Genomic DNA, 10976 nt, shown 5'->3' with positions numbered 1-10976 from the left:
GCACGGTCAGCGCCGACTTCACCGCGTCCTGGTGGCCGAGATAGGCGATCGAGCCGGGGGCGCCGGTCCAGCCCAGCGTCCCGGCGAAGGCCGGCACCAGCCCGGCGACCAGGCGCAGCAGGCTGGACTTGCCGCTGCCGTTCGGCCCGGTCAGCACCAGCGCCTCGCCGGCCTCGAGCCGGAAGGACAGCCCGGCGAAGACCAGCCGCCCGCCGCGCAGGCAGGCCAAGCCGTCGGCGGTCAGGAGAGGCTCGGGCTGGGTCGCGGCGGTCATCCCCCGCCAATAGCAGTCCCATGCCCCCAAACGGAAGGGGCAGGACCGCGGACGGCCCTGCCCCACCGACGCCGCGCCGTCCCCCGACGGCGCGGCTCCCCCCGCCCCCTCGCTCAGTAATGCGGGTTGTTGGCGTTCGAGTTGCCGATGAGGTCGAAGCGCTGGCTGGCGCCGCCGGTGCAGTTGCGGATCTGCAGCCGGGTTCCGACCGTGTTGTCGACCACGTCGGCGCAGCGGCCGTTCATGCCGACCAGGCGGCCATCGGTCTGCAGCTGCCACTTCTCGCTGGAGCCGCCGTCGCAGTCCCAGATGTGCAGCTTGTCGCCGTTGTTGCCGTTGCCGCCCTCGATGTCGAAGCAGTATTCGGCGTTGCCGACCGCGCGCAGCTGGGTCTCATCGCTGTAGATCCACTGCTGCGGCACGCCGCTGGTGCAGGGGCGCTGGTTGAGGTCCGAGCCGTTGGCGTAGAGGCGGCTCTGGATCTCGACGCAATAGCCGGACTGGGCGCTGCGCAGGTTGAAACCGGTCGGGACCGAGCGGCGGACGCCGTTCAGCGGCAGCTTGCCGGAGAAGGTGTCGAGGCTCTCGCGGCTGATCATCGAGGCGCCCCATCCGACCGCCAGGTACATCTGGTTGAAGGCGTCGAACTGGTTCTCGCTGCTGGACCAGAGATTGACGATCTGGCCGTTCTGGTGGGCGGTCAGCGTGTCCTTGTACCAGTACTGCACGGCCTCGTGGTTGCCGCAGACCACCCATTTGTTGGTGTTGGCGTCGTCGAAATCGTTGGCGTTGCCGTTCCAGTAGAAATCGTTCGGCTCATGTGCCTCGGGGCAGACGAAGATCTGCGCCGCGCTGCCGAACTGGTTCACATATTCCTCCTGGGTGTCGTTCTTGTCGCCGATCGGGCCGCCCATCATCAGCACCAGGATCTTGCCGCGCAGCGCATCCACGGTCGGCCAGCCGGCGCGGTAGACGCCCTCGCGCAGCGAGGCGTAGCCGGTGAAGGCGCGCAGAGTTTCCGGCTTGTAGACCTTGGCCCCGAACTCGGTCGACACCAGCGTGTTCAGCGCCGACATGTAGCCGGCGTCCCAGCCCCACAGGCCCAGGCTGGGCTTGAGGTCGAGCTGCACCGTGATCGGCAGGTGGCCGGGATGGGCGTCGCTCCATGCCTTGATGTCGCGCAGGCAGTCCTGCAGCAGGCCGCCGGCGCCGGCCTTGCAGTTGTTGGCGGTGGCCGCCTCGCCCGGCTCGTGCTTCACCGGGAAGCCGCTCTCGTCATAGACGTCGATCTCGACCACCTGGTTGCCGCGGTCCAGCACGTCCGTCAGCTTGGCGAAATGCGCCTTCTCATAGGCGTTGTGCGGCCGGGACCAGTAGGCGGCGTTGTAGGTGGTGGTGCCGGCCAGCGGCTGGCCCGCCGGCACATCGGCCGACGCCCCGGCCGACAGCAGCAGGGCAGCCGCGACGGCCATCCCGGACAGAAGACCTCGTCCCATCGATTCCCCCTTCGACTTGGCCCAGTTCCGGGCCGGTGTGGCGGCGATGCTAGGCGGCTTCCGAGACGGCCGCGTGACGATTTGAACACGTGTTCATGACGATTGGGACACGTGTTCACCGGTCAGCTCCATCACCGTCATTGCGAGCGCGGCGAAGCAATCCAGGGCGGCTCGCACGGCCCTGGATTGCTTCGTCGGCTTCGCCTCCTCGCAATGACGGTGAGGATGGGCGAAGTCCGATCACCCGGCCGGCGGCTCGCCCTGGGCAGCCGGGGCTGCGGACTCGAGCTCTGCGCCACTGCCTGGCGCGGCGGCGTACCAGTCGATCCGGCGGGTCACGTACATCACGCCGCTGAGCGCCAGGAACAGGCCGAGCGTGCCCAGCAGCAGGGCCAGGTCCTCGAGCTGCATCAGCGCGTAGAGGGCGCCGTAGAGGATCGCCAGCAGCGCGCCGAGCACCAGGCTGCGCTTCCAGGTGCCGAGCACCGGCCGGCAATACAGCACGATCTGCGCCACCACCGCGGCCGCGCCGACGCCATAGGCCGCAGCGAAGCCGATCTGCTCGGCGAAGGACAGCAGCAGCAGGTAGAACAGGCACAGCGACAGCCCGACCAGCCCGTACTGGAAGACGTGGATGCGCAGCCGCGCCACCGCCTCGAACAGGAAGAACAGGGTGAAGGTGAAGACGATGAACAGCATGCCGTACTTCGCCGACCGCTCGGTCTGCTGATAGGCGCTGACCGGCTGGAAGAAGCGCACCCCGAAGGCCGAGGCTGAGACGGAGGACAGGTAGCCCCCCTCCCCGCCCACCCAGGCCTGGGGATAGCCGCGGCCGAAATAGGACAGCTCCCATTCCGCGGTGAAGCCCTGCGGCCCGATGCTGGAGCGCACCGGCAGGAAGGCACCGTCGAAGCTGGGATCCGGCCAGTTGGAGCCGGCGGTCACCCGGGTGGAGCGGCCCAGCGGCAGGAAGTCCAGCCGCTGGCTGCCGTTCAGCCGCAGGGTGGTGGCGAAGGGGATGGCCGTCTGCGCCGCTTCCGCGGACAGGCCCGGCACCCGCAGGGTCATGCCGGCGCCGAGGCGCTGACCCAGCTCGCCCGGCGCGCCGGGCTGGAACGGCAGGTCGCGGTCGCCCCAGCGCAGCGACGCGCCCTCGCGGATGCTGCGCGGGTCGGCCACGCCGACATAGAGAGTGGCCGACGACCAGTCGATCGTCGCCTGCGGCCCGGCCAGCGCCGCAGCGTCGCCGATCAGGAACTGGCCGGACAGGGCGAGGTCGACGGTGTAAACCACGGCCTCGAACAGGCCGCGCTTGCGCGTCTCCGGCGCCGCCTTGGCCTCGACCATGTAGCGGTCGGGCAGGATCACGAGCTGGCGTTCCAGCGGCGGCAGGGGCGTGCCGTCGGCGCGCGGCTCGGACGGCATCCGGAACGGCACCACCAGGATCGGCCCGATCACGCGCTGCGGCCCGCCCCAGCTGCCGCCGATCTCCGCCACCACCTCGCGGTAGCGGTCCTCGCGCTCGCCGATCACGTCGTAGACCAGGAACACCGGCAGCAGGAACGCGACGGTCAGCAGGACGATGGCCAGGACCTTCAGCGCCGGCGACCGGCGCGGAGGCGCCGGCGGCCAGGCGGCGGCCGGCGGACGGGGTCGATGCTCATGGCGGGCCTCGCTCAAGGCTGCGAAGCCCGCAGCGTCCGGCCCGCCCATGGCCGCTTCGTGGCGATGCGGCGGAAAGCTGGGGGCGCCGGCGCCTGCCGCCCCTAGTAGTTCGCGCGCAGCCTCGGCGTCGCCAGCTCGATGGCATGGCCGTCGGGATCCCGGAAATACAGGCTGCGGCCGCCGCGCCGCCAATGGGTCTCGCCCGCCAGCGGCACGCCCTCGCGCTCCAGCTTCGCGCGCCAGGCCGGCAGATCCTCCGAGGCGACGGCGAAGGCCATGTGCAGCCGGCCCTGCCCTTCATGACCCGGGATCGTGCCCTCGTCATCGACCATGCCGTCGGAGGTCAGGCCGTGGCGGAACAGCAGCAGCGCGCCCTGACGCCCGGCGTCCAGCGCCGCCAGCCGCGGCGAGCGGGACAGCAGCTCCAGCCCCAGCACCCGCTGGTAGAACTCGGCCGACCGGTCGACATCCTCGACATAGAGGCAGGTCTCGGCCAGTCCGTTGATCCGCGGCATCGCCTCCATTCCCCGGCTCCTCCGTTTTGCGAAGCCAGGGTGACGCGCCGGGCCCGGCCGGTCCAGCAGCGGCGTTCATCCCTCGGCGAGATGGCGCCAGGGGCGATACAGGCTCGCTCCAAGCCGGCCCCACACTGTCATTGCCGGGCTTGACCGGCAATCCATGGGCCATCGAGAACCGCTCTTGAAAGCCCCTGGATCCTCGGGTCAAGCCCGAGGATGACAATAAAGCAGGAGTTCATGGTGGAAAGGCCTCAAGGAAGCACCTCGAACACCAGGGCCTTGGTCACCTGCAGCGGGTTGAAGTTGTCGTCGGACATCACCACCAGGCTGCGATGGCCGTTGGCCAGCGCCGGCCCCCAGCCCATCGCCTCGAAATTGTCGAGGGTCACGCCGAGCGTGCCAAAATCCAGCAGCGGCGTCTTCTGCATGGCCAGCCAACTGCCGTCGAGCAGCGAATCGAGCTTCGAGACGTCGGTGGCCAGGGCCGGATCGGCGCGGTATAGGCGGATCGAGTTGCCGCGGCCCTGGGCATAGGCGCGCTCCAGCACCAGCAGCGTGCCGTCGCCCGCCGGCAGGATCTCCGACACGCCGTTGTCGGCCGAACCGCCGGGAAGCACCGGCGCCATCGGGATCGGGTCGGTGACGTAGACATGCTCCGGCCCCGGCGCGCCGGTCGCGATGTCGAAGCTGGCGATCCGCACCGGGCTGCCCTTGGCCAGCGAGGCGATGGGGCCATCCTGGACCAGCGCGCTTTCCATCGAGACGAACAACGTCCGCCCGTCGGACGCCAGCGCCAACCCTTCAAAGGTCAGGTTGTCGCGCGGTCCGCTGTCCTTGTCCTCGGCGACACGGTAGCGCTGCGGCAGGTCGAAGCCGCGCCGCCAGCTGCCATCCGGCGCGGCGACGCTGATCGCCGGGTCGATCCCGGTTCTCACCCCGCCCTCGCTGCTCCAGTACAGCAGGCCCGAGGCCGGGTCGCGGCGGATCGCCTCCGGGTCGACGCTCTTCGGCGCGAACCCGTTGCCGGCCGCGTCGCGCAGCGTGGTGACGCCGGTGACGGCGATACCGCGCACAGCCGCGGCGTCGTAATCGATGGCGAGCGTGTAGAACCGGGCCGGCGCCTTCTCCGACCGGTCGTCGCTGAGGGCGATCCAGTGCCGGGCCGCCGGATCCCAGTCCAGCCCCGACAGGCCGCCGACGGTCGTGCCCTGGACCTCCAGCCCCTTCGGCAGCGCCGCCTCGCCGATCAGCCGCAGCCGGCCGATTCCCTCCGCCTGCGCCGGCAGCGCGGCGCAGGCCAGCAACGCGCCGAACACGACGGTCCCGAACCTGTTCATATCCGATCTCTCCCCCCGAACCCCACGCCCCTTGTTGACCACGGCGGCGCGACAACGGCATGACGAGCTTATGGTGCGTTGATGACGGAGCGGTGATGGACACCCCGACGAACGATTCCGTTCCGCTGCGGCGCAGCGAAGGCTTCGTCCGCGTCGACGGGCACAGCCTGTACTGGCAGCGCCTGGATCCGCCCGGCGGCGCCGAGCGCCTCCCCTTGCTTCTTCTACATGAAGGGCTGGGCTCCGTCGCGCAATGGACGCGGCGCGGCACCGATGTCACGGCCCGGCTGGCGGAGGCCACCGGCCATCCGGTGCTGGCGCATGACCGGCTGGGCTTCGGCCGGTCCGACCCGCTGCCGGCGCCGCGCGGCCCGGACTATCTGTACCACGAGGGGCGCGATGTGCTGCCCCGGGTGCTGGACGCGCTCGGCATCGACCGCGCCGGGCTGGTCGGGCACAGCGACGGCGGCAGCATCGCCCTGATCTTCGCCGCCGCCCATCCCGGCCGCACCGCCTGGGCGGCGACCGAGGCGGCGCACGTCATTGTCGAGGACGAGACCCTGGCCGGCATCGCCGCAGCCCATGCCGCCTTCCACGCCCCGGAGTCCAAGCTGCGCGCCGTGCTGGCCCGCCATCATGGCGACAAGACCGACTTCACCTTCGCCAACTGGGCCGAGCTGTGGCCGACCCCCGGATTCCGCAGCTTCGACATGCGCGACGCGCTGCCCTCGATCCGCTGCCCGGTGCTGGCGATCCAGGGGGCGCAGGACGAGTACGCCACGCCGGCCCAGCTGGACGCGATAAAGGCCGGGGTTTCCGGTCCTTGCGAGACCTGGCTGGTGCCGGATTGCCGCCACGCGCCGCATTTCGAGGCCGCCGACCGGGTGCTGCCCCGGATCGCCGATTTCGCAGTTGCGAATGGTTCTTAACCCGTTGCATTTGAACGGCTTGCGCGGACGCGCTACATGAAGGCCGCACAGCCCATTCGCGACCAGCCTTCGACCGAAGGAGCCCTTCCGTGACCTTCACCGGACATGACACGCTCAAAGCCCGCCGCCAGCTGACGGTCGACGGCAAGAGCTATGACTATTTCAGCCTCGAGGCCGCCCAAGCCCAGCTCGGCGACGTCGCCCGCCTGCCCTTCTCGCTGAAGGTGCTGCTGGAGAACCTGCTGCGCTACGAGGATGACCGGTCGGTCACGGTCGACGACGTCAAGGCCATGGCGCAGTGGCTGAAGGACCGCCGGTCCGACCGCGAGATCGCCTATCGCCCGGCCCGCGTGCTGATGCAGGACTTCACCGGCGTTCCCGCGGTGGTCGACCTCGCGGCGATGCGCCAGGCGATGGTCTCGCTCGGCGGCGACCCGCAGCGGATCAACCCGCTCTCGGCCGTCGACCTGGTGATCGACCATTCGGTCATGGTCGATGCCTTCGGCACCCCGAACGCCTTCCAGAAGAATGTCGACCTGGAGTTCGAGCGCAACCACGAGCGCTACGCCTTCCTGCGCTGGGGCCAGACCGCCTTCGACAATTTCCGCGTCGTGCCGCCCGGCACCGGCATCTGCCACCAGGTGAATCTGGAATACCTGTCGCAGACCGTGTGGGTGGAGAAGGACGGCACCACCGGCAACCAGGTCGCCTATCCCGACACGCTAGTCGGCACCGACAGCCACACCACCATGGTCAACGGCCTGGCCGTGCTGGGCTGGGGCGTCGGCGGCATCGAGGCCGAGGCGGCGATGCTGGGCCAGCCGGTGTCGATGCTGATCCCCGAGGTGATCGGCTTCAAGATCACCGGCAAGCTGAAGGAGGGCCGCACCGCCACCGACCTGGTGCTGACGGTCACCCAGATGCTGCGCAAGAAGGGCGTGGTCGGCAAGTTCGTCGAGTTCTACGGCGAGGGCCTGGACCACATGCCGCTGGCCGACCGCGCCACGATCGGCAACATGGCCCCGGAATACGGCGCCACCTGCGGCTTCTTCCCGATCGATGCCGAGACGCTGCGCTATCTCGAATTCTCCGGCCGCGACCCGCACCGCGTCCGCCTGGTCGAGGCCTATGCCAAGGCCCAGGGCATGTGGCGCGACGCCGGCACGCCGGACCCGGTGTTCACCGACACGCTGGAGCTGGATCTGGGCGATGTCGAGCCGTCTCTGGCCGGGCCGAAGCGGCCGCAGGACCGGGTCGCCCTGACCCAGGCCGCCGGCGCCTTCAACAAGCTGCTGGCCGATGCCGGCACCGCCGCCGCCCCGACCAAGGTCGACGGCATGGACCATGACCTCGACCATGGCGACGTGGTGATCGCGGCGATCACCAGCTGCACCAACACCTCGAACCCGTCGGTGATGGTCGCGGCCGGCCTGGTCGCCCGCAAGGCGCGCGAGCGCGGCCTGACCCGCAAGCCCTGGGTCAAGACCTCGCTGGCCCCGGGCAGCCAGGTGGTGACCGAGTACCTCAACGCCGCCGGCCTGAACGTCGACCTCGACGCCATCGGCTTCAACACTGTCGGCTATGGCTGCACCACCTGCATCGGCAATTCCGGCCCGCTGCCGGACGAGATCGCCGCGGCGGTCGAGAAGGGCAACCTGAACGTCGCCGCCGTGCTCTCGGGCAACCGCAACTTCGAGGGCCGCATCAGCCCGCATGTGCGGTCGAACTACCTGGCCTCGCCGCCGCTGGTGGTCGCCTACGCCCTCCTGGGCAGCATGACCAAGGACATCACCACCGAGCCGCTGGGCACCGGCAGCGACGGCCAGCCGGTCTATCTGAAGGATGTCTGGCCGACCGCCCAGGAGATCGCCGAAACGATCGAGCAGTGCCTGACGCCGGAGATGTTCCGCAGCCGCTACGCCAATGTGTTCGAGGGCCCGCGGGAGTGGCGGAGTATCGAGACGAAGGAGAGCGAGACCTACGACTGGAACCCGGGCTCGACCTACGTCCAGTACCCGCCCTTCTTCACCGGCATGCAGAAGGAGCCGGAGCCGGTGACCGACGTGCGCGGCGCCCGCCTGCTGGCGGTGCTGGCCGACAGCGTCACCACCGACCACATCTCGCCGGCCGGCTCGATCAAGAAGGACAGCCCGGCGGGCGAGTACCTGCTGGAGCACCAGGTCCGGCCGCTCGACTTCAACAGCTACGGCGCCCGCCGCGGCAACCATGAAGTGATGATGCGCGGCACCTTCGCCAACATCCGCATCAAGAACGAGCTGGTGCCGGGCGTCGAAGGCGGCTTCACCAAGCACCAGCCCTCGGGCGAGATGCTGCCGATCTACGACGCCTCGATGCGCTACCAGGCCGAGGGCGTGCCGCTGGTGATCATCGCCGGCAAGGAGTACGGCACGGGCTCGAGCCGCGACTGGGCGGCGAAGGGCACGCGCCTCCTCGGAGTCAAGGCGGTGGTGGCGGAGAGCTTCGAGCGCATCCACCGATCGAACCTGGTCGGCATGGGCGTGCTGCCGCTGCAGTTCACCGGCGGCACCACCCGGCTGGACCTGAAGCTGGACGGCACCGAGACCTTCGACATCCTCGGCATCGCCGACGGGCTGAAGCCGCGGATGGAGATGGTGCTGACCATCACCCGCGCCGATGGCGGCCGCCAGGACGTGCCCCTGCTCTGCCGCATCGATACGCTGGACGAGCTGGAGTATTTCAAGAACGGCGGCATCCTGCAGTACGTGCTGCGCAGCATGGTGAAGGCGGCGTAAGCCGACCCTTCACCCGCGAGCCTTCGGAAAGGCCCGGCGCGAGCCGGGCCTTTCTGCTTTCGGAGGGATCTTTCGAGGACAGGCACCATGGCGAAACCCGTCATCACCCGAGGCGAGGCCGAAACCCTCCTGGCGACGCTGATGCCCGGCGCCGCGTGGCTGGAGCCGCTGGCCGAGGGTGACGACTCCCGGGCCTTCGCCTTCCGCCGCGACGGCGAGGCCTTCGTGCTGCGGCTGAACCGCGACGGCGCCGGCTTCGATAAGGACGCCTTCATCCAGCGCCGCTTCGCCGGGCCGGCGCTGCCGATCCCGGAGATCCTGCGGGTCGAGCGGCGGGCGGACGGGCTGGCCCTCTGCATCTCCCGCCGCGCGCCGGGCACGACGCTGCAGGATCTCGACGATGCTGAACTGGATGCGGCGGTCGCGCCCACCGCGGCGGTGCTGGAGGCGATCGCCGCCGCCGACCTGGTGGGGACTGCCGGCTACGGTCGTTTCGACGCCGTGGGGCGCGGCGCGCGGGCGAGCTGGCAAGCCTTCCTGCGCGAGCCCCTGGACTGGACCGATCTGCCAGCGAACGACGCGGTCGGCCGCATCCGCGATCATCTCGCCGCCCTGGCCGGACGCTGTCCGGAGGAACGCCGGCTGGTGCATGGCGATTTCGGGTCGAACAACGTGCTGGCGGAAGGTGGCCGGATCACCGGCGTAATCGACTGGTCGGAGGCGCTGTTCGGCGACCCGCTCTACGACGTCGCCAACATCCTGTTCTGGCGCCCGTGGCTGGCCTGCATGGAACGGCAGGCGGCCTTCCTCGAGGCGCATTGCCGCTGGTCGCCGGAGGTGCGGGACCGGCTGCTCTGCTACCAGTTGCGGATCGGCATCGACGAGATCCGCCAGGGCGCCTCGGCCGGTGCTGCGGAGGACCTGGCCTGGGCGATGCGGCGTTGTGCCGCGATCCTCGACGAGACCGGTGCGCCCTCCCGTCCTCGCGGCTGACGCAACCGGGAAAATCGCGGCCGCAGGCACTTCGCGGAGAACCAGATGGCCTCTCGCGCCTTTATGCTGCGGCGACGCAAACGGGCCTGCCGCTTCGGCCCGAGGGAAGAGGTGTCGCCGCCCGGACGTCCTGTGGATGGACGGGAATGGAACAACAGAAACGAGGGGGCCGGATGCCCATCGATGAGATCGGCGCAGCGGCGCTGGCGACGCCGAGCCAGGTTCTCGAAGTCACGGCGGCGATCGTGGCCGCCCATCTGCGCGGCACCACGACCTCTGCCGCGCATGTGCCGGACATCATCCGGCAGGTCTATGACGCCCTGACCGAACTGGTCGAGGGCTCCGGGGTGGAGGAGGCGCCCCGTCCCGTGAATGATGCGACCGGGCGCTCCTTCGCCGTCGCGCCGCCGGCCGCCACCGCCGTACCCTGGCGGGAGACCACGGCCCTGCGGGGCATGCGGGCCGGCACCCGGATCGGCGAGGCCCCGCGCGAGCGGTTCCTGTCGCGCTACCGCTGAGCCGGGCCGCCGGGCCATCCCAGCAAAAAGGGCGGCATCCTTCGCGGATGCCGCCCTTTTGATTCAGTGCCGATGCGGACCGTCAGGAGACCTGCAGGTTCGCCGCCGACTCCCGGCCGTCACGGCCACGCGCCAGCTCGAACGTGACCTGCTGACCTTCGTTCAGGGTCCGCAGCCCGGCCGCTTCCACCGCCGAGATGTGCACGAACACGTCCTTGCCGCCGGTGTCCGGCTGAATGAACCCGAAGCCCTTCGTGGTGTTGAACCACTTCACGGTACCAGTCGCCATACGTCTTCACTCCATAGGCCGCCGAAACGGCCGTCGTTCACGGCCGAATGAGATCCCGGCCGGTCGGCCAAGTGAGCCGAAGCCAGTCACATAGGCAGCCTCCGGGCCGTCGCCTAGTCACCGGATGCAGATTCGACCGAAACTTGCGCGCTCGGGCCGTGCAACGGCTCAAGCCGTAACCGA

Annotated in this window: 10 protein-coding genes; 4 read left to right on the top strand and 6 right to left on the bottom strand. The window is 69.8% G+C overall.

Going from position 1 to position 10976, the window contains the following annotated elements; all coding sequences use genetic code 11:
• From P409_RS15080 to P409_RS15060, 5 genes are all read right to left on the bottom strand, one after another.
• Positions 1–274, bottom strand: a 274-nt coding sequence (locus P409_RS15080; RefSeq protein ID WP_034838311.1) for an ATP-binding cassette domain-containing protein, incomplete at its 3' end; no start/stop codon positions are given.
• Between the two features lie 113 nt (positions 275–387).
• Positions 388–1770, bottom strand: coding sequence for a Ca2+-dependent phosphoinositide-specific phospholipase C (locus P409_RS15075; RefSeq protein ID WP_081991518.1), 1383 nt, complete (start codon positions 1768–1770; stop codon positions 388–390).
• 240 nt (positions 1771–2010) lie between these two features.
• The gene (gene creD / locus P409_RS15070) at positions 2011–3483 is read right to left on the bottom strand and encodes a cell envelope integrity protein CreD (protein ID WP_034838304.1); all 1473 of its coding nucleotides are present in this window, start codon (positions 3481–3483) and stop codon (positions 2011–2013) included.
• A 53-nt stretch (positions 3484–3536) separates the two neighbouring features.
• On the bottom strand, positions 3537–3959 hold the full coding sequence (locus P409_RS15065) for a VOC family protein (protein WP_202964676.1): 423 nt from the start codon (positions 3957–3959) through the stop codon (positions 3537–3539).
• A 245-nt stretch (positions 3960–4204) separates the two neighbouring features.
• A complete protein-coding gene (locus P409_RS15060; protein WP_034838299.1) occupies positions 4205–5290 on the bottom strand; it encodes an esterase-like activity of phytase family protein in 1086 nt (361 codons plus the stop codon).
• 95 nt (positions 5291–5385) lie between these two features.
• Here P409_RS15060 and P409_RS15055 point away from each other — a divergent pair, with 95 nt between their 5' ends.
• The 4 genes from P409_RS15055 (at position 5386) to P409_RS15040 (ending at position 10504) form a co-directional block, all read left to right on the top strand.
• Positions 5386–6219: an alpha/beta fold hydrolase gene (locus P409_RS15055; protein WP_081991517.1), complete on the top strand. Its 834-nt coding sequence runs from the start codon at positions 5386–5388 to the stop codon at positions 6217–6219.
• A gap of 89 nt (positions 6220–6308) precedes the next feature.
• Complete coding sequence (gene acnA, locus P409_RS15050; protein WP_034838295.1) at positions 6309–8993, top strand: aconitate hydratase AcnA; 2685 nt, start codon at positions 6309–6311, stop codon at positions 8991–8993.
• 87 nt (positions 8994–9080) lie between these two features.
• Positions 9081–9986 carry a phosphotransferase family protein gene (locus tag P409_RS15045; protein ID WP_052120669.1) on the top strand — a complete coding sequence of 302 codons (906 nt, stop codon included), beginning with the start codon at positions 9081–9083 and terminating at the stop codon, positions 9984–9986.
• Positions 9987–10159: 173 nt separating this feature from the next.
• Complete coding sequence (locus P409_RS15040; protein WP_034838292.1) at positions 10160–10504, top strand: MucR family transcriptional regulator; 345 nt, start codon at positions 10160–10162, stop codon at positions 10502–10504.
• Positions 10505–10586: 82 nt separating this feature from the next.
• On the opposite strand, the gene P409_RS15035 is transcribed toward P409_RS15040, so the two are convergent.
• Positions 10587–10793: a cold-shock protein gene (locus tag P409_RS15035; protein ID WP_034838288.1), complete on the bottom strand. Its 207-nt coding sequence runs from the start codon at positions 10791–10793 to the stop codon at positions 10587–10589.
• Positions 10794–10976: the final 183 nt, after the last annotated feature.

Origin of the sequence: Inquilinus limosus MP06, assembly GCF_000767795.1 — a bacterium.
In the GTDB taxonomy this organism is placed as follows: Bacteria; Pseudomonadota; Alphaproteobacteria; order DSM-16000; family Inquilinaceae; genus Inquilinus; species Inquilinus limosus_E.
Note: the sequence above shows the minus strand (reverse complement) of the source record. Positions and strands in the feature narration are given on the sequence as shown.